Source organism: Staphylococcus cohnii subsp. cohnii, assembly GCF_002902365.1.
GTDB lineage: Bacteria > Bacillota > Bacilli > Staphylococcales > Staphylococcaceae > Staphylococcus > Staphylococcus cohnii.
Genome location: NZ_PPQC01000025.1, coordinates 130,528 through 154,368, shown reverse-complemented (window position 1 = coordinate 154,368; position 23,841 = coordinate 130,528). Strand labels below are relative to the sequence as shown.

The 23,841-nt window shown below is 33.2% G+C and carries 21 protein-coding genes, 1 other RNA gene, 1 pseudogene and 1 other annotated feature; all 23 genes and pseudogenes read left to right on the top strand.

The genetic code is table 11. From position 1 onward, the window contains the following. Window positions 1-352 precede the first annotated feature (352 nt). The 23 genes and pseudogenes from mreC to CD032_RS05295 all read left to right on the top strand — a co-directional run bounded on the left by mreC (window position 353) and on the right by CD032_RS05295 (window position 23,800). Window positions 353-1,195, top strand: coding sequence for a rod shape-determining protein MreC (gene mreC, locus CD032_RS05400; protein WP_019468503.1), 843 nt, complete (start codon window positions 353-355; stop codon window positions 1,193-1,195). After that, window positions 1,195-1,719: a rod shape-determining protein MreD gene (mreD, locus tag CD032_RS05395; protein ID WP_019468504.1), complete on the top strand. Its 525-nt coding sequence runs from the start codon at window positions 1,195-1,197 to the stop codon at window positions 1,717-1,719. Before mreC ends, mreD begins: the two co-directional genes overlap by 1 nt. Window positions 1,720-1,748: 29 nt before the next feature. Continuing rightward, window positions 1,749-1,822 (top strand) — a sequence feature (ribosomal protein L21 leader region). A gap of 12 nt (window positions 1,823-1,834) precedes the next feature. After that, window positions 1,835-2,143, top strand: a complete 309-nt coding sequence (gene rplU / locus CD032_RS05390; protein WP_019468505.1) for a 50S ribosomal protein L21 — start codon at window positions 1,835-1,837, stop codon at window positions 2,141-2,143. Window positions 2,144-2,145: 2 nt separating this feature from the next. Further along, complete coding sequence (locus CD032_RS05385) at window positions 2,146-2,466, top strand: ribosomal-processing cysteine protease Prp (RefSeq protein WP_019468506.1); 321 nt, start codon at window positions 2,146-2,148, stop codon at window positions 2,464-2,466. A gap of 11 nt (window positions 2,467-2,477) precedes the next feature. Further along, window positions 2,478-2,762 carry a 50S ribosomal protein L27 gene (gene rpmA, locus CD032_RS05380; protein ID WP_019468507.1) on the top strand — a complete coding sequence of 95 codons (285 nt, stop codon included), beginning with the start codon at window positions 2,478-2,480 and terminating at the stop codon, window positions 2,760-2,762. Between the two features lie 130 nt (window positions 2,763-2,892). Continuing rightward, window positions 2,893-4,185: a GTPase ObgE gene (gene obgE / locus CD032_RS05375; RefSeq protein ID WP_103211248.1), complete on the top strand. Its 1,293-nt coding sequence runs from the start codon at window positions 2,893-2,895 to the stop codon at window positions 4,183-4,185. 11 nt (window positions 4,186-4,196) lie between these two features. Further along, window positions 4,197-4,652, top strand: coding sequence for an ACT domain-containing protein (locus CD032_RS05370; RefSeq protein ID WP_019468509.1), 456 nt, complete (start codon window positions 4,197-4,199; stop codon window positions 4,650-4,652). Window positions 4,653-4,664: 12 nt separating this feature from the next. After that, entirely contained in the window at window positions 4,665-5,267 is a 603-nt protein-coding gene (ruvA, locus tag CD032_RS05365) for a Holliday junction branch migration protein RuvA (protein ID WP_019468510.1), read from the top strand. A gap of 33 nt (window positions 5,268-5,300) precedes the next feature. Continuing rightward, on the top strand, window positions 5,301-6,302 hold the full coding sequence (ruvB, locus tag CD032_RS05360; protein ID WP_019468511.1) for a Holliday junction branch migration DNA helicase RuvB: 1,002 nt from the start codon (window positions 5,301-5,303) through the stop codon (window positions 6,300-6,302). A 2-nt stretch (window positions 6,303-6,304) separates the two neighbouring features. Then, complete coding sequence (queA, locus tag CD032_RS05355; RefSeq protein WP_103211247.1) at window positions 6,305-7,330, top strand: tRNA preQ1(34) S-adenosylmethionine ribosyltransferase-isomerase QueA; 1,026 nt, start codon at window positions 6,305-6,307, stop codon at window positions 7,328-7,330. A gap of 24 nt (window positions 7,331-7,354) precedes the next feature. Then, window positions 7,355-8,494 (top strand): tRNA guanosine(34) transglycosylase Tgt, encoded by a 1,140-nt coding sequence (gene tgt / locus CD032_RS05350; protein ID WP_019468513.1) that lies wholly within the window; start codon window positions 7,355-7,357, stop codon window positions 8,492-8,494. Window positions 8,495-8,511: 17 nt separating this feature from the next. Continuing rightward, window positions 8,512-8,772 carry a preprotein translocase subunit YajC gene (yajC, locus tag CD032_RS05345; RefSeq protein WP_019468514.1) on the top strand — a complete coding sequence of 87 codons (261 nt, stop codon included), beginning with the start codon at window positions 8,512-8,514 and terminating at the stop codon, window positions 8,770-8,772. 320 nt (window positions 8,773-9,092) lie between these two features. Further along, window positions 9,093-11,369, top strand: coding sequence for a protein translocase subunit SecDF (gene secDF, locus CD032_RS05340; RefSeq protein WP_040030016.1), 2,277 nt, complete (start codon window positions 9,093-9,095; stop codon window positions 11,367-11,369). Between the two features lie 592 nt (window positions 11,370-11,961). Continuing rightward, window positions 11,962-14,238: a single-stranded-DNA-specific exonuclease RecJ gene (recJ, locus tag CD032_RS05335; RefSeq protein WP_019469432.1), complete on the top strand. Its 2,277-nt coding sequence runs from the start codon at window positions 11,962-11,964 to the stop codon at window positions 14,236-14,238. 15 nt (window positions 14,239-14,253) lie between these two features. Beyond that, complete coding sequence (locus tag CD032_RS05330) at window positions 14,254-14,772, top strand: adenine phosphoribosyltransferase (protein WP_019469431.1); 519 nt, start codon at window positions 14,254-14,256, stop codon at window positions 14,770-14,772. Between the two features lie 315 nt (window positions 14,773-15,087). Continuing rightward, window positions 15,088-15,526, top strand: a pseudogene (locus CD032_RS13345) (transposase); the annotation flags it as partial. Between the two features lie 217 nt (window positions 15,527-15,743). Next, window positions 15,744-17,933 (top strand): RelA/SpoT family protein, encoded by a 2,190-nt coding sequence (locus CD032_RS05325; protein WP_019469430.1) that lies wholly within the window; start codon window positions 15,744-15,746, stop codon window positions 17,931-17,933. 13 nt (window positions 17,934-17,946) lie between these two features. Continuing rightward, window positions 17,947-18,399 carry a D-aminoacyl-tRNA deacylase gene (dtd, locus tag CD032_RS05320; RefSeq protein ID WP_019469429.1) on the top strand — a complete coding sequence of 151 codons (453 nt, stop codon included), beginning with the start codon at window positions 17,947-17,949 and terminating at the stop codon, window positions 18,397-18,399. Then, complete coding sequence (locus CD032_RS05315) at window positions 18,396-19,271, top strand: N-acetylmuramoyl-L-alanine amidase family protein (protein WP_019469428.1); 876 nt, start codon at window positions 18,396-18,398, stop codon at window positions 19,269-19,271. Before dtd ends, CD032_RS05315 begins: the two co-directional genes overlap by 4 nt. Before the next feature lie 340 nt (window positions 19,272-19,611). Beyond that, window positions 19,612-20,874: a histidine--tRNA ligase gene (gene hisS / locus CD032_RS05310; protein ID WP_103211246.1), complete on the top strand. Its 1,263-nt coding sequence runs from the start codon at window positions 19,612-19,614 to the stop codon at window positions 20,872-20,874. 12 nt (window positions 20,875-20,886) lie between these two features. Next, a complete protein-coding gene (aspS, locus tag CD032_RS05305) occupies window positions 20,887-22,653 on the top strand; it encodes an aspartate--tRNA ligase (protein ID WP_019469426.1) in 1,767 nt (588 codons plus the stop codon). Window positions 22,654-22,714: 61 nt separating this feature from the next. Beyond that, window positions 22,715-22,905, top strand: a non-coding RNA gene (gene ssrS / locus CD032_RS05300) — 6S RNA. Between the two features lie 127 nt (window positions 22,906-23,032). Continuing rightward, on the top strand, window positions 23,033-23,800 hold the full coding sequence (locus CD032_RS05295) for a tRNA threonylcarbamoyladenosine dehydratase (protein WP_019469425.1): 768 nt from the start codon (window positions 23,033-23,035) through the stop codon (window positions 23,798-23,800). Window positions 23,801-23,841: the final 41 nt, after the last annotated feature.

Sequence of the window (23,841 nt, the reverse complement as noted above, 5' to 3'; positions counted from 1 at the left end):
ACGAGTGAAAATCAATATGGATATGATTGATTTTTATTCGTTCTTTTTTAATGAGATTGGGTACTTACAAAATTGAGTAATGGGGTGTCCTAAAATGGAATTTTCCATGACTATTACAAAAATTAAATGGAGTGCTTAAATTAATACTAAATAATACACTATTTTCTATATTTATTGCTATAATACAAGTTATCACAATGTTTGAATGTAAAATATAGTAAACTTATCTTCATATTAAAATTCACAAATGAATTTTGTTTCATATTCTTTATGTTCGTGCTTTATTTCATTTAAGTAGTAATATAAAATGATAGGAAGAAGATAAAATAGTTGGTTAATAGAGGTGTTTAGGTTGTCAAAGTTTTTTAGTAACAACAAATTGATTGTTATATTATGTGCAATCATTGTTTTTATCGCCTTGATTGGTGTGTCATTGCGATCCCAATCCCAATCATATGTTGAACAGTATGTTGGGGATACAGTAGCTTTTGGCCAAAAGGCTGTGAGTTATCCAGTCCATTTTATTACTGGATCTATCAATAGTATTTTTACCAGTGGTGATTCAAAAAAACAATCAAGTGAATTGAAACAGTTAGAGGCGGAAAATCAAAGGTTAAAGTCAGAGAATAAAAAATACAAAAAAGAATTAGATATTGAAGACATATCTAAATTCGACCCAATTTCCAGCACAGTGCTTTCTAGAAACCCTGATCAGTGGATGAATACATTAGTGATTAATCAAGGCTCAAAAGATGGAATCAAAAATAATATGGCAGTAATGACTTCTGATGGTTTAGTTGGTCGAATCTCTAAAGTGAATCAATTTTCTTCACAAGTAGATTTAATATCAACAAACACAAGGGCAAATCGTTTATCTGTCAATATTCAACATGATGATAAAAACGTGTTTGGCCTCATAGACCATTATGATGCAAAAAAAGAAGAGCTAGTAATATCTGATATTAACAATAAAGACAGTGTTGAAAAAGGAGATAAGGTAGTTACAAGTGGATTAGCAGATCAGCTTCCAACTGGGTTATACATAGGTGAAGTAGCAAAGGTTGAAAACGATGAGTATGGTTTAGCTAAAGAAGTAAGAGTGAAAACTGGTACTGATTTAGCTGATTTAAGTCATGTTTATGTTGCTAAAAGAGACCCTAATTCAGTACCTGATAGTGAAAGTGGTGATAATTAATGAGAGCTTTTTACTACTTTCTTATAGGCATCATTCTTTTTTATATTGATACCGCAATTGCACTTGTCATACCTATGCAAATTTCTGGGAAAGAGATCATTTTTGTACCTCATTTAACGATTATGTATATCTTAATCATTAGTGTCTATAGAGGTTTTAGTGTAGCTCTGATTTTATCTACAGTATTAGGATTAATTACCGATTTATATTATGGTAGCTTTTACGGATTATATTTATTTGGCTATATTTTATTAGTCGTTATCATGGATTTTTTCTTTAAAGTATTTTATCGAGATCATACGATGTTATTTACTATCGTTTTGTTAAGTACACTCGTGTTAGAAATTTATGTAGCAGTTATATATAGTGTTTTAGGATTAGTTCAATTTAATTTGTTTGAGTTTGTGATTTTTAGAATGATACCGACATTAATTCTAAATTTAATTTTATTAATTATTTTGTATCCGCTAATAACAAAATTCCTCAAAAAAATTCAATTGAAGATTGACAGTGAAAGATCGTAATGCTAAAATGCAGTAGTTGAGTAGTTTCTAGCTACATACAACCGCTCGGATTCAGGTTTAAGTACAAAGATGTCACCTGAGTTTGGCGTGACTTAAATTATAGGAGGTGCAAAGTATGTTTGCTATTATTGAAACAGGTGGAAAACAAGTAAAAGTTGAAGAAGGACAAGAAATTTTCGTTGAAAAATTAGACGTAAATGAAGGTGATTCTTTCACTTTTGATAAAGTACTATTTGTAGGTGGAGATTCAGTTAAAGTTGGTGCACCAACAGTTGAAGGTGCAACAGTTACTGCTACTGTAAACAAACAAGGTCGCGGTAAAAAAATTACTGTTTTCACATATAGACGTCGTAAAGACTCTAAACGTAAAAAAGGTCACCGTCAACCATACACTAAATTAACAATCGACAAAATCAACGCGTAATTATGATTAATGTAGATGTTACATTAAACGATTCGGGTCAAGTAACAGACGTTATCATGGAGGGTCATGCCGATCATGGTGACTACGGTTACGATATTGTATGTGCAGGAGCATCTGCAGTTATTTTCGGAAGTGTTAATGCTATAATGGGATTAACATCTGAGAAACCCGACATTGACTATAGTGATGACGGTGGATACTTCCATGTTAGAAGTGTCGAGACGAATAATGAAAAAGCGCAATTAATTCTTCAAGCAATGTTAGTCTCTTTGCAGACCATTGAAGAAGAATACAAAGAAAATATTAGATTAAATTATAAGTGAGGTGCAACCAAATGTTAAAATTAAACTTACAGTTCTTCGCATCTAAAAAAGGGGTAAGTTCTACAAAAAACGGACGTGACTCTGAATCAAAACGTTTAGGTGCTAAACGTGCGGATGGTCAATTCGTTACTGGCGGTTCTATTTTATTCCGTCAACGTGGTACTAAAATTTATCCTGGTGAAAATGTTGGTCGTGGTGGCGACGATACATTATTCGCTAAAATCGACGGCGTTGTAAAATTTGAACGTAAAGGTCGAGACAAAAAACAAGTATCTGTATACGCAGCTGCTGAGTAATTTTTGTTCATGTTAACACCAGAAGTGATGACTTCTGGTGTTTATTTTTTGTCTTTATTTTCTAGTTATATAGAAAATGCTATAATATACAAGATATGTAAATTAAGTTTTATAAAAAAGAGGTGAAATCATGTTTGTTGATCAAGTTAAAATATCACTCAAAGCTGGTGATGGCGGTAATGGTATAACTGCATATAGAAGAGAGAAATATGTACCATTTGGCGGTCCAGCAGGTGGTGATGGTGGTAACGGAGCTTCAATTGTGTTCGAAGTAGATGAAGGTCTAAGAACGTTATTAGATTTCAGATACCAAACACATTTCAAAGCTAAAAGAGGTGAAGGTGGTCAAAGCAGTAATATGCACGGTAAAAATGCTGAGCATTTAGTATTAAAAGTACCACCAGGTACAATCATTAAAAGAGTAGAAACCGAAGAAGTCCTAGCTGATTTAGTAGAGAATGGGCAGCGTGCTACAGTTGCAAGAGGTGGTCGTGGAGGACGTGGAAATTCCCGCTTTGCTTCTCCACGAAACCCCGCACCAGATTTTAGTGAAAACGGTGAACCAGGTGAAGAAATTGAGGTTACTTTGGAACTGAAACTACTCGCAGATGTTGGTTTAGTCGGTTTCCCTAGTGTTGGAAAATCTACATTATTATCAACGGTTTCTAAAGCAAAACCAAAGATTGGAGCTTATCACTTCACAACAATTAAACCTAATCTTGGCGTTGTTTCTACCAAAGATCATCGTAGTTTTGTGATGGCAGATTTACCTGGACTTATACAAGGTGCTTCTGAAGGTGTTGGATTGGGTCACCAATTTTTAAGACACGTTGAGAGAACTAAAGTAATCGTGCATATGATTGATATGAGTGGTTCAGAAGGTCGCGATCCTTACGAAGATTATCAAGTTATTAATGAAGAATTAAAAGCTTATGAACATAGATTAGAAGAACGACCACAAATTGTAGTTGCTAATAAAATGGATATCCCTGATGCAGAAGATAATTTAACCATTTTTAAAGAGCAATTAAATGACAAAAGTGTACGCATTATTCCCTTGTCTACTGTAATGCACGACAATATTGATGAATTATTATATGCTATTGCTGATACATTAGAAGAGGTCAAAGATGTAGATTTTAATAAGGAAGAAGAAGATTTAGGTGTAAATAGAGTAGTCTATAAATATACACCTAGTCAGGATGCATTTACGATTACTAGAGACGATGATGCTGCTTACGTAGTGAGTGGTAAAGCCATAGAAAGAATGTTCAAGATGACTGACTTTAATAGTGATCCAGCAGTTAGACGTTTTGCGCGTCAAATGCGTTCAATGGGTATTGATGATGCGTTACGTGAACGTGGTTGTGAAAATGGAGATATTGTAAGAATACTTGGTGGAGAATTTGAATTTGTTGAATAGGAGTGTATGATATGGACAAAAATGAAAATAAAAAGTTTTATTTAATACGTGAAGATGTGTTACCTGAATCAGTGGTTAAAACTTTACAAATCAAAGAAGTTTTGAAAAATGACCCATCATTGTCCATATTTGAAGCAGTGAAACAATTCGATTTATCCCGAAGTGCGTTTTACAAATATCGTGATACGATATTTCCAGTTGACGAGAAATTAGAAGAAACAAGAGAGTTTACATTGATTTTGTATGTGAATGACATCATAGGCATGTTAGCTGAGGTTTTAAATACACTTTCTAAATTAGATTTGTCAGTGTTGACGATTCATCAAAGTATACCGATGGACGGTAGAGCTACCATTACATTATCATTAGATGGCAAAGGCACAGATTTAGAAATAGATGAAGTCATAAACGCATTAAAAAAGATTGAACATATTTCTAATGTGGAACTCATTAGTATGACTATATAAGGAAGTGTGACTGTGTACGCATATATTAAAGGAACTTTAACCGTTTTAAATCCCACGCATGTAGTTTTAGAGGCTTCAGGTGTAGGTTATGAGATTCAAACTCCAAACTCATATCGATTTCAAAAATATAAAGACCAAGAGATTTTGATTCATACTTCATTGATTGTAAGAGAAGATGCACAGCTACTTTATGGCTTTATTAATCAAGAAGAAAAAGACATGTTTTTAAGTTTAATTAAAGTGACAGGTATCGGTCCCAAATCAGCTTTAGCAATTTTAGCTAGTAGCTCACCAAACGAAGTGAAAATTGCAATTGAAAATGAAAATGATGCTTATTTAACAAAATTTCCTGGTATAGGTAAAAAAACAGCACGGCAAATTGTTTTAGATCTCAAAGGTAAAGTACAAGTAACAGAAGAAGATAGCAGTCAATTGTTTAATGTGGACCAAAATAATCCGCAAAATTCTGCAATTGTAAAAGAAGCATTATTAGCTTTAGAAGCATTGGGTTATTCTAAGAGAGAGTTGAATAAAGTTGAAAAAACTTTAGCTAAGGAATCTTTTGAATCAATAGATGATGCAGTGAAGCGAGGTTTACAGTTGCTTATATCTTAAGTTTGCTGAATTTTTATGAAGGGGGAAATATAAATGGATGATAGAATGGTAGATCAGTCTATGCATGAGGATGAATCATCATTTGAATTATCTTTAAGACCAGAAAGATTACGTCAATATATAGGACAATCAACGATTAAATCAAATTTAGAAGTTTTTATCAAAGCAGCTAAAATTAGGAAAGAACCGTTAGATCATGTACTTTTATTTGGCCCCCCTGGATTAGGTAAAACGACTTTATCCAATATCATTGCTAATGAAATGGAAGTTAATATTAGAACTATTTCTGGACCGTCTATTGAACGACCGGGTGACTTGGCTGCTATTTTGTCTAGTTTACAACCTGGTGATGTATTATTTATCGATGAAATTCACAGATTGAGTAGTGTCGTAGAAGAAGTTTTATATCCAGCAATGGAAGATTTCTTTCTTGATATTGTGATAGGTAAAGGAGAAGAAGCGCGAAGTATACGTATTGACTTGCCGCCTTTTACATTAATAGGTGCTACAACAAGAGCTGGGAGTTTAACTGCACCTTTACGTGATAGATTTGGGGTTCATCTGAGGTTAGAATATTATAAAGAACATGAATTGAAAGAAATTATAATCCGTACCGCAGAAGTATTAGGTACGACTATAGATGATGAAAGTGCCATAGAACTTGCGAAAAGAAGCAGAGGTACACCGAGAGTGGCGAATAGGCTGTTAAAACGAGTTAGAGATTTTCAACAAGTTAAAGAAGATGAATTGATAAGTATTGCAACTACAAAGCAATCTCTAGCATTATTACAAGTTGATGATGAAGGGTTAGATTATATCGATCATAAGATGATGAACTGTATCTTAGAGCAATATAAAGGTGGCCCTGTAGGTTTAGATACAATCGCTGTTTCAATTGGTGAAGAACGTGTCACAATTGAAGATGTTTATGAGCCATTTTTAATACAAAAAGGATTTATTGAACGTACACCAAGAGGGCGTAAAGCGACAGCGTATGCTTTTGAACATTTTAGTAAGAATGGAAAGAAGGAATAGTTTTGGATATTGAAGCATTTGATTATCATTTGCCAGAATCATTAATCGCTCAAACGCCTCTGAAAAATAGAGATGAGAGTAGATTGCTTGTGCTTGGTAGAAAAACTGGAAATATCGAACATAAGCACTTTAAAAATGTTATTGATTATATTGAATCAGGAGATACATTAGTACTTAATGACACCAGAGTGATGCCAGCACGTTTATTTGGTTTAAAAGAAGAGACTGGTGCAAAAGTAGAAATGTTAATGCTAACACAACTTGAAGATAATGACTGGGAAGTCTTATTGAAGCCAGCAAAAAGAATTAAAGTAGGCGACAAATTATCTTTTGGTGAAGGTAAAATAGTTGCTGAATGTCTTGAAACTTTAGATCAAGGCGGAAGAATCATGCGTTTAAATTATGAAGGTATACTACAAGAACGTTTGGATGAATTGGGTGAAATGCCACTGCCTCCATATATTAAAGAACGCTTAGATGATCCAGATCGTTATCAAACTGTTTATGCAAAAGCATCAGGATCAGCTGCAGCTCCTACAGCAGGACTTCATTTTACTGATGAACTACTTGAACAATTAAAAGCTAAAGGTGTTAATATTGCTTTTATTACTTTACATGTCGGGTTAGGTACATTTAGACCTGTGAGTGTTGAAAATATTGATGATCATGAAATGCACAGTGAATATTATCAAATGAATCAAGAAACAGCAGATTTACTAAATGCTACAAAAGCAAATGGGCATCGTATCTTTTCAGTAGGTACAACTTCTACTAGAACATTGGAAACCATTATGCAAACACATAATAATTTTGTAGCAGAGAGTGGATGGACTGATATTTTTATCTATCCTGGTTTTGATTTTAAAGCAATAGATGGTTTAATAACAAACTTTCACTTGCCGAAGTCAACGCTAGTGATGTTAGTTTCGGCATTTAGTTCAAGAGATAATATTTTGAACGCTTATCAACAGGCTGTCAAATTAGAATATAGATTTTTTAGTTTCGGCGATGCAATGTTAATTTTTTAGGAATGAAACGAAAGGAGTTTTTGTATGCCAGCTGTAACATATGAACATATAAAAACATGTAAACAATCTGGAGCAAGATTAGGAATCGTGCATACACCACATGGATCGTTTGAAACACCAATGTTTATGCCTGTTGGAACTAAAGCCACAGTTAAAACGATGAGTCCTGAAGAATTGCATCAGATGGAAGCAAAAATAATATTAGGAAATACATATCATTTGTGGTTGCAACCAGGAAATGATATTATCAAAAAGAGTGGGGGATTACATCAGTTCATGAACTGGAATGGTCCAATACTGACAGATTCAGGTGGTTTTCAAGTATTTAGTTTAAGTAATTTAAGGAAAATTACTGAAGAAGGTGTTGAATTCCGTCATCATACTAATGGTTCTAAATTATTCTTGAGTCCTGAAAAATCAATGCAGATTCAAAATGATCTTGGTTCAGATATTATGATGGCATTTGATGAATGTCCACCTATGCCAGCTGAATATAAATATGTAAAAGATTCAATCGAAAGAACAAGTAGATGGGCTGCCAGATGTTTACAAGCGCATCAAAGACCTGAAGATCAAGCTTTATTTGGTATTATCCAAGGCGGAGAATATAAAGATTTACGTCAACAAAGCGCTGAAGAATTAGTGGCGTTGGATTTTCCCGGTTATGCTATCGGAGGTTTATCTGTTGGAGAACCAAAGCCAGTAATGTATGATATGGTTTCGCATACACAACAATTTATGCCTAAAGATAAGCCGCGTTATTTAATGGGTGTGGGTTCACCAGATGCATTAATAGAATGTAGCATTCGAGGGATGGATATGTTTGATTGTGTATTACCTACACGTATTGCACGTAATGGTACATGTATGACCTCACATGGTCGTGTTACTATAAAAAATGCTAAATATGCTGAAGATTTAGGTCCACTTGATGATAATTGTGACTGCTATACTTGTAAAAATTATAGTAGAGCATACATAAGACATTTAATAAAAGCAGAAGAAACTTTTGGTATCCGTCTTACTACTTATCATAATTTACATTTCTTGCTGAAATTAATGGAAAACATCCGACAAGCTATTCGCGATGATCGTTTACTTGATTTTAAAGAAGAATTCTTTGAACAGTATGGACTAAATGTAGAAAACCCAAAAAACTTTTAAAAGGGAGAAATAACTATATGCAATTTACTTCATTGATATTACCGATATTATTATTAGTATTAATGTGGTTCTTCTTAATTAGACCACAACAAAAAAAGGCTAAAGAGCATCGTGAAATGATTAGCCAAATTTCATCAGGTCAACATGTTACTACTATAGGTGGAATTAAAGGTACTGTACGTAGCGTTGACGAAACTACAGTTGTATTAACTTTAAATGGTAATGGTACAGAAATCACTTTAGAAAAACCAGCTATTAAACAAGTTGATCCTTCATAAATGAAGTTATGATTACGAACTGATATATACTATCAGTTCGTTTTTTGTTTAATAAAACCTAAAGATACTGGACTTTAAAGACATAGTTGGTGTTATAATGAAAGATAGACAAAATCAAATTTTTAAATAGCTTAAATAATCATTACAATTGGTAACACTTACATTTAAAAAGAAGTTACAAATAAGTTAAGTTTGTTTTTACACTTTATGTAATGTGTTAAAATATGAAAGGTTATTGAGAAAATTTAATCGTTTAGTATATGAAATCGAATGCGATTGAATTATGAATTTATAACATAAGCTTACAATGAGGTGTTCAAGTGAAGAAAAGTAGTAGAATAGTTGCATTTATATTACTTGTAGTTCTATTGTTAGGCGGGATAGGACTTACATATAAAAATGTAGTTAAAAACGTCAGCCTCGGATTAGACTTACAAGGTGGCTTTGAAGTCTTATACCAAGTTGATCCTTTACAAAAAGGTGATAAAATTGATGATAAAGCTGTAAAAGCCACAGCAAAAACACTTGAAAACCGTGTGAACGTTTTAGGGGTTTCTGAACCTAAGATTCAAGTGGAAGATAAAAATAGAATCCGTGTGCAATTAGCAGGTATAAAAAATCAATCTCAAGCAAGAGAAATTTTATCTTCACAAGCTAATTTAACGATTCGTGATGCTGATGACAATATCAAATTAACGGGTAAAGATATTCAACAAGGTTCAGCAAAACAAGAATTTAAACAGAATACGAATCAACCCGCAGTTACTTTTAAATTAAAAGATAGTGATAAATTCAAAAAAGTAACTGAAGAAATTTCTAAAAAAGATGAAAACGTCATGGTTGTATGGTTAGATCACGAAAAAGGTGATACTTACCATAAAGAAATGAACAAAAAAGATCCAAAATATGTGTCTGCTGCTTCAGTTGACAAACCTATCAACTCAGATAGTGTAGAAATTTCTGGTGGATTTAAAGGCGAAAAAGGTATTGAAGAAGCAAAACAAATTGCAGATTTATTAAATTCTGGTTCATTACCTGTAGACCTTAATGAAATTTACTCTAATTCTGTAGGTGCACAATTTGGACAAGATGCTTTAGATAAAACAATATTTGCTGCAGCTATCGGTATAGCGGTAATTTATTTATTTATGTTAGGTTTCTATCGTTTACCAGGGCTAGTAGCTGTTATTGCACTTACTGTTTATATTTATTTAACATTAGTTGCATTTAATTTCATTTCTGGTGTATTAACATTGCCAGGCCTTGCAGCTTTAGTACTGGGTGTCGGTATGGCAGTCGATGCGAATATTATCATGTATGAACGGATTAAAGATGAACTGAAAATTGGACGAACGCTCAAACAAGCCTATAAAAAAGCGAATAAAAGTTCATTCTTAACCATAGTTGATGCACAGCTTACAACAGTCATTGCTGCTGCTGTATTGTTCTTCTTTGGTGAAAGTTCTGTAAAAGGTTTCGCTACAATGTTGCTACTTGGCATTTTAATGATTTTTGTAACGGCAGTATTTATATCAAGATGGTTACTTTCACTACTTGTTTCTTCAAATTTCTTCAAGAAATCATCTTGGTTATTTGGTGTCAACAAGCATCATATTGCAGATATAAATGAAGGTAAGGAAGTTCATGATTTAAAAACACCGTATGAGCGTTGGGATTTCATGAAGTTAGCCAAACCATTATTGTCACTAAGCGTACTAATTTTAATTGTCGGTGCAGTTATACTGTTTGTTTTCAAACTTAACTTAGGTATTGATTTTACAAGTGGTACAAGAGTTGATTTTGAATCGAAAGATAAAATATCTGAAGCGAAAGTGACAAAAACACTTGAGGATCAAGATTTTAAACCTACCCAAGTTTCTTTAGGTGAAAACGGCAAAAACGCAACAGTACAATTCAAAAATGATTTATCTAAAGATGAAGTGTCAAAAATTAAAGACACGATTGATAAATCATTTGGTAATGATCCAACAGTTAATACTGTTTCACCAGTTATAGGTCAAGAATTAGCAAAAAATGCAATGATGACGCTATTATATGCAGCTATCGGTATCATTATTTATATCACATTCAGATTCGAATGGCGTATGGGATTGTCCTCAGTGTTAGCACTATTACACGATGCGTTTATGATTGTGGCTGTATTTAGTCTGTTTAGATTGGAAGTCGACATTACATTTATTGCAGCTGTGCTAACTATTATCGGTTACTCAATTAATGATACGATTGTAACGTTTGACAGGGTACGTGAGAACTTGCATAAAGTTAAAGTGATTACGAAACCTGAACAAATCGATGATATTGTTAATAGATCAATTCGTCAGACAATGACGCGTTCTATCAATACAGTATTGACAGTTATCATAGTTGTAGTTGCACTATTAGCATTCGGTGCACCAAGTATTTTCAATTTCTCATTAGCGTTATTAATTGGTTTAATATCTGGCGTATTCTCATCAGTATTTATAGCTGTTCCTTTATGGGGAATCATGAAAAAACGTCAGCTTAAAAAATCAAATGACAATAAACTTATTGTATATAAAGAGAAAAAATCAAATGATGAAAAAATATTAGTCTAATTAATATAGAAAAATGAGCTAATATAAAATAGGGTGGTCAAAAGCCCACACTCTAAATAAAAGACTAATCCATGTTTCTGACAGGCTCCCTTCAAAGTAGACATTTAAAAATGTAAACCTTGAAGGGAGCCTTTTTTATTGTTAATATTTACGATTTTGATCGTGCATGCTTGCCTGGGGATATGGTTCGAGCCTGTAGTCTCTCACTCATATCATTTCCCCGGGCGTCAGCACGATGCAAAATTGTTTGAAATATTTCTCAAGATATAAAAGTAAAGGCTCATTTGAAACAATTCATTAATCCTAATAAATTAATGATGTTCTTATTTTGAAAACTTAATAATATGAATTAGTTTGAAATAATAAGTAATAAAGAATTGGTCCTTTTTTATTGTTAATATTTATGATTTTGACCGTGTATGCTTGCCTGGGGATATGGCTCGAGCCTGAAGTCTCTCGCTCATATCATTTCCCCGGGCGTCAACACGATGCAAAATCGTATTAAGTTTTAAGCATGTTTGAAATAAAGGTTACCACTTTTTATTTTTCAAATTCTTTTGTATAATTGCTTGTGGAAATGAGGGAGGATAGTATGATTAAATCAAAATATAATTGGGACGTTAAATTACCTGAAGTTGAAATAGCAGAAAATATTGCAACAGATTTAAAGCTAACTCCTATTGTAAAAAAAGTTTTGGAAAGTAAAGGTATAACAGATGAAACTGATATTCGAAATCTTTTAGAAGGGGTTCAAATTACACATGATCCTTGGAAGATGAGTGATATGGATAAAGCTGTTGAGCGTATCAATGTAGCGATAGATCAAAACCAAAAGATTTTAGTATATGGAGATTATGATGCGGATGGTGTCACTTCAACAACTATATTGGTGTCTACATTGAAAGAACTTGGTGCTCATGTAGGTTGGTATATACCGAATCGCTTTTCTGAAGGTTACGGGCCAAATGAATTGGCTTTTAAAAATGCTTATGATGAAGGGATATCATTAATTATAACAGTGGATAATGGTATTCAAGGGCATGATGAAATACAAATGGTTCAAGACCTAGGTGTTGACGTTATTGTCACAGACCACCATGAAATTGGTAAAACAATGCCTAATGCATATGCGATTGTCCATCCAATGCATCCTGAGTTTGAATATCCATTTAAATATCTGTGTGGTGCAGGTGTTGCTTATAAGTTGGCTCAATGTTTATTGGATGAACCACCAGTTCATTTTCTTGGTTTGGTTGCTATTGGAACAATTGCTGATTTAGTATCTTTAACGGATGAGAATAGAACGCTGGTTCAAAATGGTTTAGCGGCATTAAATAAATATTGTCCGCCATCAATAAAAGCTATTTTAAACCAAGCTGGTTATAATGACGAAATAAATGAAGAAACTGTTGGATTTATTATAGGACCACGATTAAATGCTGTAGGACGTTTAGAGGATGCTGCGCTAGCTGCAGAGTTATTAATGACTGAAACAGAAGATGAAGCTATGTTTTTAGCTGAACAAGTTGAATTTTTTAATCAAGAACGTAAAGATATCGTTTCTCAAATTACTGAAGAAGCACTTGTAATGGCAGAAGAACAAGTACAGCAAGGCTCAAAATTCTTACTGTTAGCTCAAACAGATTGGCATGAAGGCGTACTTGGTATTGTAGCGTCAAGAATTGTTGAAACTTACAGTCTTCCAACATTAATTTTAAATATTGATGAAGCCCAAAACCACGCAAAAGGTTCAGCTCGAAGCATTGATCAAGTATCAATGTTTGAAATTTTAAGTGATTATTCACAGTTAATCACGAAATTTGGTGGCCACCATATGGCAGCTGGGGTTACAATGCCTATAGAAAATATTCAACCGTTACAGAATAGTTTAAATGAATGGATGGCACAATTAGCAGAAACAACTTCACTTGAACCACGTAAAAAAGTTGATGTAACTATTTCAGAAGGTGATATTACTATACAAAATATTAAAGATATTCAAAGATTGCGACCATTTGGTACTGACTTCACTAGTCCGTGCTTCGAATTACAAGACGTCCTTGTTCAACAAGTAAAGGGTATTGGTCAAGAAAAAAAACACTTAAAACTCGTTATTGGAGAAAGTCAATTACAAGCAATCTTTTGGCAAAGCGGTCACTTAGTAAAAGAATTGGGTGTGCAACAACCTATCAATGTAATTGGAACATTACAAATTAATGAATGGAATGGATTTCAATCTCCTCAATTTATGATTGAAGATTTAGCAAGTCATAATTTACAGATTTTAGATTATAGAAGCAAAAACAAAGTAAATGATTTAAATGCAGATACTGAGAATGTTGCTTACTTGATTCATCAAAGAAGTGAAAAGTTAGGTGAAAATTATCACTATTATGGTGATGAAATTATTAATAAGTATGAAAAATACGTCTTTAGAGATTTGCCAACATCCATTAATGATTTAAAAACAACATTAAAAACAGTTGATATATCTCAAATTTATCTCGTGTTAAATCATGATAGATCAATATACTTTGAAGGTATGCCAAAAATGGAAACATTTAAACAATGTTTTAAAGCACTTGCAGCTAAAAAAGAAACAAATTTAGCTAATGAAGGTGTACAATTAAGTAAATTTTTAAACATTCAACCACATATACTTAAATTTATCTTGAAAGTTTTCTTAGATTTAGAGTTTATTCAAGTTGAAAATGGTATAATTAAATTAAATAATGTTTCAACAAAACGTGATATTGCTTCAAGTAAATATTATCAAAGTCGTATCGATAGAATTGAAGTTGAAAAGTTATTGCTTTATGAGGATTTTAATCGTTTGAAGCAATGGATAAAGGATGAATTGGTAGAATAATAGGAGGAAGTTTGTATGGATTTAAAACAATATGTATCTGAAGTATCAGACTGGCCACAACCAGGTGTTAACTTCAAAGATATTACAACAATAATGGACAATGGCGAAGCTTATGGTTATGCCACGGATCAAATAGTTGAATATGCAAAACTACGAGACGTTGATGTAGTTGTAGGGCCGGAAGCTAGAGGATTCATCATTGGTTGTCCTGTTGCATATTCCATGGGTATTGGCTTTGCACCAGTGAGAAAAGAAGGCAAACTTCCTAGAGAAGTCATTCGTTTTGAGTATAATTTGGAGTATGGTACAAATGTATTAACCATGCACAAAGATGCAATTAAACCAGGGCAACGTGTGCTAATTACAGATGATTTATTAGCTACTGGCGGTACGATTGAAGCGGCTATTAAGTTAGTTGAACAATTAGGTGGTATTGTTGTAGGTATTGCATTTATTATAGAATTAAAATATTTAAAAGGTATTGAAAAAATTAAAGATTACGACGTAATGAGTTTAATTTCATACGATGAATAATCACATTTATAATTAAAGAAATTTTATAGAGACTGGGACATAACTCCCCATTCTTAAAATAAGAGGGCAAATCCTTAACAATGGATTTGCCCTCTTTATATTTAAAATCTTCCGATTTTGATCGTGCATGCTTGCGTGGGGATATGGCTCGAGCCTGTAGTCTCTCGCTCATACTATGCCCCCGGGCGTCAGAACGCTACAAAATCAGTACAATTTGCATTTTTATTCAAAAAGTAAGACCCTTTCGTATAATTTAATAAACACTACTAAACCAAATTAACGAGGTCCTTATGTGTAAAGATTATAACATGACTCAAATGTTACGAATGTGATGATTGTTTAAAATGTCCACTTAAAAATTGATGTATGAAAAGCAATTCAAAAACTAATAAGAAGATAATGAAGTATTTTAAGTGAGAGTATTTTAAATCTCAAATTAATCAGCAGCTTTCAGAACCAGAGGCTAAAGAATCTACAGTCAAAGAAAAATTGATGTAGAACCAGTTTTGGATTCATGAAGGCTATTTTGGGTTTCACTCGAATGTCAGTTTGAGGGATAGACAAAGTCAAAAGAGAATAAGGATTTGTCCTAATGGCATTGAATGTATGGAGAATAGTAGTTCAATGAGCTACACTATTTGATAAAAAAGAAAACGACAATTTCTACACTATTTCAATAGAAATTATCGTTTTTTGTTTAGTCAGAGACATTTATGTCCTGAAATCTTTTTATATTTATAAAATAGTAATATGATTCGTTAACTTAAATTATCTTTTGCTTGAATTAAAAAATTAAAATTCAGCTACATTTTGCCAATTGTCTTATGTACGCATTTATTTATTTAATAACATGTAGTATTATATAACTATTATACATAATTTGACCTAATAGCGTAAAAATACGTTACAATCGATATAAAATAATACTGGGTATCTAATCGTGATTAATATTTAGTATAGGGGTGTCTTAAGTGAACAATGAATATCCATACAGTGTGGACGAAGTATTATCCAAAGCAAAATCATATTTGTCAAAAGAAGATTATGAGTATGTATTGAAGAGTTACCATCTAGCTTATGAGGCACACGAAGGTCAATTTCGAAAAAATGGCTTACCATATATTATGCATCCCATACAAGTAGCTGGGATTTTAACTGAAATGCATTTAGATGGCCCAACCATTGTTGCAGGTTTTTTACATGACGTGATTGAGGACACACCTTATACGTTTGATGATGTAAAAGGCATGTTTAATGAAGAAATTGCCATAATCGTAGAAGGTGTGACGAAGCTTAAAAAAGTGAAATATCGTTCCAAAGAAGAGCAACAAGCAGAAAACCACCGCAAGTTATTTATTGCAATCGCAAAAGATGTGCGTGTTATTCTAGTAAAATTAGCGGATCGATTACATAATATGAGAACACTGAAAGCAATGCCAAGAGAAAAACAAATAAGAATATCAAAAGAAACTTTAGAAATCTATGCACCATTGGCACATAGGTTAGGGATTAATACGATTAAATGGGAATTAGAAGATACAGCACTGAGATATATTGATAGTGTGCAATATTTCAGAATTGTTAATTTGATGAAGAAAAAACGAAGTGAGCGAGAAGAATATATACAAAATGCTATTAATCGCATAGATTCAGACATGGAAAAAATGAATATAATTGGCGATATTAATGGTAGGCCTAAACATATATATAGCATTTATAGAAAAATGGTTAAACAAAAGAAACAATTCGACCAAATATTTGATTTGTTAGCCATACGAATTATCGTTAATTCAATAAATGATTGCTATGCAGTACTAGGTCTTGTGCATACACTATGGAAACCCATGCCAGGTAGATTCAAAGATTATATCGCTATGCCAAAGCAAAACATGTATCAATCTTTACATACAACGGTTGTTGGACCGAATGGCGATCCTTTAGAGATTCAAATAAGAACTTATGAAATGCATGAAATTGCAGAACACGGGGTTGCAGCGCATTGGGCATATAAAGAAGGCAAAAAAGTTACTGAAAAAACACAAAATTTCAATAAAAAATTAAATTGGATTAAAGAACTCGCTGAAACGGATAGTACTACCACCGATGCAGAAGAGTTTATGGAAACATTAAAATTTGATTTACAAAGTGATAAAGTCTATGCTTTTACGCCAGAAAGTGATGTAATAGAATTACCTTATGGTGCTGTTCCAATTGACTTTGCATATGCTGTACACAGCGAAGTAGGAAACAAAATGATTGGTGCTAAGGTTAACGGAAAAATTGAGCCGATAGATTACGTGCTCAATACTGGTGATATCGTTGAAATCAGAACAAGTAAGCACTCTTATGGTCCAAGTCGCGATTGGTTAAAAATTGTTAAATCTTCTAGTGCTAAAAGTAAGATACGTAGTTTCTTTAAAAAACAAGATCGCTCTTCTAATATTGAAAAAGGTAAGTTTATGGTCGAAGCAGAAATAAAAGACCAAGGGTTCCGTGTAGATGCAGTTTTAACGGATGATAATATTGAAGTCGTAAAAGATAAATATAATTTCTCTAATGAAGAAGATTTATTTGCCGCAGTAGGATTTGGTGGTGTTACAGCGTTACAAATTGTTAATAAATTAACAGAAAAGCAACGCATTCAAGACAAACAAAAAGCATTAAATTCAGTACAAGAAGTACAAAAATCTGTGCCAATTAAGGACGACATCACTACAGATAGTGGCGTATACGTCGAGGGAATTGAAAATGTACTGATTAAATTATCAAAATGTTGTAATCCAATCCCTGGTGATGATATTGTTGGATATATCACTAAAGGGCATGGTATTAAGGTGCATCGCACGGATTGTCCTAATATCAAAAATGAAAAAGACAGATTAATTAGTGTTGAATGGGTACGCTCTAAAGATGCGACACAACGTTATCAAGTTGACTTAGAAGTTACCGCTTATGACCGAAATGGATTATTAAATGAAGTTTTACAAGCCGTTAATTCCACTAAAAGTAACTTAGTTAAAGTTTCTGGTCGTTCAGATATTGATAAAAATGCAATCATTAATATTGGTGTTATGGTGAAAAATGTAAATGAAGTCTATCAAGTTGTTGATAAGATTAAACAACTTGGAGATGTTTACACAGTAACAAGAGTTTGGAATTAGAGGTGAAATACACATGAGGATTATTGTTCAAAGAGTGAAAGAAGCATCCGTTTCTAATGGTTCAATAGATAATAAAATTAATAAAGGCTTTTGTTTGCTTGTTGGAGTAGGTAAATCGTCTACTGAAGCGGACATTGATACATTAGTAAGAAAAATAGTGAATGCCCGATTGTTTGAAGATGAGAATGGCAAACTTAATTTGAATTTACAGCAAGTAAGTGGAGAGATTCTTTCTATCTCACAATTCACACTATATGCAGACGTAAGAAAAGGTAATAGACCTGGTTTTACCAATTCAATGCCACCTGAAAAAGCAAATGAACTTTATGAAAAATTTAATGAGGCATTACGCACTTATAACATAAATGTATTAACAGGAGAATTTGGTACAGATATGCTTGTTAATATTGCCAACGATGGCCCCGTGACAATTATTTATGAAAGTCAGGATGGCAAAATCGTATGAAAACAATCAATACTTGGCTAGATAAACATAATTTAAAAAATTTCCCAATGCTTATTGTTACGTTAGCATTTGTCATATTTATTTTTATGCTCATTGCTTTTTTAAATCACAATGATGAAGATGCGGGTACGATATATATAACGGAAGATACTGATTTGAGAACAGGTCCAAATGCTGTATATCCTACTATTAAACCTGCTAATCAAGGTCAAAGTTATAATAAAATTGGTAAATCCGGCAAATGGATTGAAGTTGAATCAAGTAATCATAAAGATAAAGGTTGGGTGGCTGGTTGGCATACAAACCTAGATATTCAAGCAGATGCTAATGCAAACGATAAACCACTTAAAGATAAAACAATTGTACTTGATCCTGGTCACGGGGGAAGTGACCAGGGAGCTTCAAGTAATACAAAAAAGAAGAGCACTGAAAAAGTTTATACACTGAAAACAGCAAAAGAATTGAAAAGTCTTCTTGAAAAAGAAGGCGCGACTGTAAGTATGACGAGAAGTTCAGATAGTTATGTTAGTTTGGACGATCGTAATATTAAAGGTGATGCTTTTATCAGCATACATAATGATTCGCTAAAATCTTCTAAAGCTAATGGAACTACAGTTTATTGGCTTCAAGATAATCAAAAAGCACTTGCAGAAACATTAAATATTTACATACAAAAGAAAGCGTTACTGACAAATAAAGGCGCTAGACAAGAAAACTTCCAAGTATTGAGACAGACGAATGTTCCCGCTGTTTTACTAGAGTTAGGTTATATTAGTAACCCAACTGATGAAAATATGATAACGAATCAATTACATCGCCACATTGTTGAACAAGCAGTTGTCGATGGTTTACGTGCATATTTTTCAGAATAAAAAGGTTGCATATTAATCAATAACTCGTTATTATTAGATATGAATTCTATATTAAAACCGTTATTATTCTTGACTATGCTAAATGAAACGTCAACATTTAAAATGTGTAGAGACATAATTCGAGGCTGGAAAATTATGCTTAGTAGTTTAGTTATTAAAACGCAAGAAGAGGTGCTTTATGAAATTAAAGCCGTGTGACGAACGTTATCCGTATGAAGTGGGTTGATATAGCTTATTGATAAACTATGTCAACCAAATAGGGTGGCAACACGGATATTCGTCCCTTGTATAACTGTATAGTTATGCAAGGGGCTTTTTATTGTATAAAAGGAGAGGTTTTATGATAAATATTCCTAGAGGAACACAAGACATTTTACCAAGCGAAACAAAAAAATGGCGATATATAGAAGCAAAATTAGACGAATTGATGGAATTATATAATTATGAAGAAATTCGCACGCCTATTTTTGAAAGCACTGAATTATTTGCACGTGGCGTTGGCGATTCTACGGATGTCGTTCAAAAAGAAATGTATACATTCAAAGATAAAGGCGACCGCAGTATCACTTTGAGACCTGAGGGTACTGCTGCAGTAGTACGTTCATATATAGAAAATAAAATGCAAGGATTACCTAACCAACCGATTAAATTGTACTACAATGGTCCAATGTTCCGTTATGAACGAAAACAGAAAGGACGTTATCGTCAATTTACACAATTTGGTGTAGAAGCCATAGGTGCAGAAAATCCTAGTATTGATGCTGAAATTTTAGCAATGGTCATGCATATTTATCAGTCATTTGGTCTTAAACATTTAAAATTAGTTATTAATAGTATTGGCGATATTGATTCGCGCAAAGAATATATTGAAGCGCTGGTTAAACATTTTGAACCAGTAATTGGCGATTTTTGTAAGGATTGCCAAGCGCGTTTGCACACTAATCCAATGAGAATTTTGGATTGTAAAGTTGATAAAGATAAAGAAGCAGTGAAAACAGCACCGCGCATTACAGAATATTTAAATGATGATTCAAAAGCATATTTTGAGGAAGTAAAACAGCATTTAAACGATTTAGACATCAAATATGAAGAAGATCCTAATTTAGTAAGAGGTTTAGATTATTATACACACACAGCATTTGAACTGATGATTGATAATCCAAATTATGAAGGTGCGATTACGACTTTATGTGGTGGTGGCCGTTATAATGGTCTACTTGAATTGCTAGATGGTCCAAGTCAAACAGGTATTGGTTTTGCACTTAGCATTGAAAGATTGCTAATGGCATTAGAAGAAGAAGACATTGATTTGGATGTTGACCATGATTTTGATTTATTTATCGTTACTATGGGTGAAGAAGCAGACCGTTTTGCAGTAAAATTATTGAATGATTTACGTAAAAATGGTGTTAAAGCGGATAAAGATTATATGGAACGTAAAGTTAAAGGACAAATGAAACAAGCTGATAGACTGAATGCCAAACATACTGTTGTTATTGGTGATCAAGAATTAGAAGAAAAAAATATTAATGTAAAAAATATGGAAACTGGAACATCAGAACGTATTGATTTAAATGAACTTGTTAACTATTTTAGAAATTAAGGAGAAGATATCATGAGTAAACGTACAACATATTGTGGTTTAGTAACTGAATCATTATTAGAACAAGAAGTTATATTAAAAGGTTGGGTACATAATCGCAGAGATTTAGGTGGACTTATCTTTGTAGATTTACGTGATCGTGAAGGTTATGTGCAAATTGTCTTTAATCCAGATTTTTCCGAAGAAGCTTTGCGTATAGCTGAAACAATTAGATCTGAGTACGTTGTACAAGTAAAAGGTATTGTAAAAAAACGTGACCCTCAAACAGTAAATCCAAAAATTGCAACAGGTCAAGTTGAAGTACAAGTTTCAGAGATTGAAATTATTAATAAAGCCGAAACACCACCATTTGCATTAAATGAAGATAATCAAAATGTGGATGAAAACATAAGACTAAAATATAGATATTTAGATTTAAGACGTCAAGAATTAGCACAAACATTTAAGATGAGACATCAAACAACGCGTTCAATTAGACAGTATTTAGATGGTGAAGGTTTTTATGATATAGAAACACCTGTGCTAACTAAATCAACACCTGAAGGTGCGCGCGATTATTTAGTACCATCCCGTGTTCATGAAGGTGAATTTTATGCATTGCCTCAATCACCACAAATATTTAAACAGTTGTTAATGATTAGTGGCTTTGATAAATATTATCAGATTGTTAAATGTTTCCGTGATGAAGATTTACGTGCAGACCGTCAACCAGAATTTACACAAGTTGATATTGAAATGAGCTTTGTTGATCAAGAAGACGTCATGGATATGGGCGAAGAAATGTTACAAAAAGTTGTAAAAGATGTGAAAGAAGTGGAAGTGGCGCGTCCATTCCCAAGAATGACTTATAATGAAGCAATGGCACGTTTTGGTTCTGATAAACCAGATACACGTTTTGGTATGGAATTAATTAACGTTTCAGAACTTGGTGAAATCATGGACTTTAAAGTCTTCAAAGATGCAGTAAATAACGATGGACAAGTGAAGGCAATTGTAGCTGAAGGTGCATCTGATAATTACACTAGAAAAGATATTGATGCTTTAACTGAATTTGTTAATATATACGGTGCGAAAGGTTTGGCGTGGGTGAAAGTAGTTGAAGAAGGTTTAAACGGCCCTATAGCTAAATTCTTTGAAGCAGACCATGTTGAAAAATTAAAATCGTTGACTGGTGCAAAAGCTGGAGACTTAGTATTATTTGTAGCTGACAAACCTAATGTTGTTGCTCAAAGTTTAGGTGCGCTAAGATTAAAATTGGCTAAAGAATTAGATTTAATTGATGAAAGTAAATTAAATTTCTTATGGGTAACAGACTGGCCATTGCTTGAATATGATGAAGAGTTAAAACGTTATACTGCTGCCCATCATCCATTTACAGCACCAAAACAAGAAGACATTAATAAATTAGATTCTGAACCTGAAAATGCTCAAGCTAATGCATACGATATTGTGCTAAATGGTTATGAACTCGGTGGCGGTTCTATTAGAATTCATAATGAAGATTTACAATCAAAAATGTTTGAAGTATTAGGATTTACCGAAGAGCAAGCTAGGGAACAGTTTGGTTTCTTATTAGATGCATTTAAATATGGCGCACCACCACATGGTGGAATTGCTTTAGGTTTAGACCGCTTAGTGATGTTGTTAACTGGTCGTACGAATTTACGTGACACAATTGCATTCCCTAAAACTGCATCTGCAACTTGTTTATTAACAAATGCGCCTAGCGAAGTATCAGAAAATCAATTAGAAGAATTATCATTAAGAATTAGACATTAATTTTTACCAAGTCTTTATTCTTGCTAAATTCCAATAATGTGTTATTATACTTGCATAAGGTAGTCATCTGTCGTGTTCGTAAGTTTGCTTCATATTTGGGCCTAACACTCTTTGATCCGGGAGCCCAATAGGTTTTCTTGCAGCGCACACGCCTCTCAAGGAGGACTTGCAAAACAAGAAACAGGGCACCCACCTGTTAATAGCAGGCCGAATGATCAAGCAATTTATAACTACGGCACGCACGGACTCTATCGGTACGCAAGACTTCGGTCTTGCGTATTTTTTATATCGTTATAAATTAACAAAAAATATTGTTTTACAAATAATCATCAATCAAAAATGTTATGATAATAGTATTCGCTAAATAAGGAGTTTAAAAATGAAACATCAATTTTCGAGAAATGAATTGGCATACGGCAAAGAAGGTTTAGATTTATTAAAACAAAAAACCGTTGTTGTTTTAGGAGTAGGAGGCGTTGGCTCATTTGCAGCTGAAGCTTTAGCTCGTACTAATATAGGCCATATTATATTAATAGATAAAGACGATGTTGATATAACGAACGTTAATCGTCAACTACATGCATTAACATCTACAATTGGTCAAAGTAAAGTAACATTAATGGAAGAGCGCATTAAATTAATCAATCCTGAGTGTAAAGTTACATCACTTCATATGTTTTATACAGAAGAAACTTATGAAGCCTTGTTTAATAACTATGATATAGATTATTTTTTAGATGCGAGCGATACACTTATTTACAAAGTTCATCTTATGAAAGAATGTCTCGAAAGAGGTATTTCTGTTATTTCAAGTATGGGTGCCGCAAATAAAACAGATCCTACACGTTTCCAGATTGCAGATATTTCTAAAACTTATATGGACCCAATGGCTAAATTGATACGTCGTAAATTGAAAAAGTTAGGTATATTCAAAGGGATTCCTGTAGTATTCTCAGATGAAAGTCCAATCGTCATAAGAGAAGATGTCAAAGAAACTGTTGGCGATGCAAATGCGCCAACTAGAAAAGGCCAAATGCCACCATCCTCAAATGCATTTGTACCCAGTGTTGTAGGACTAATATGTGCAAGCTATGTAGTGAATGATATTTTAAAAGATATACCCGTAACAAGAATCAAAGATAAATAAAAGAAATAAACAACCGCGTTTAACACATGTAGTCTTCTGTA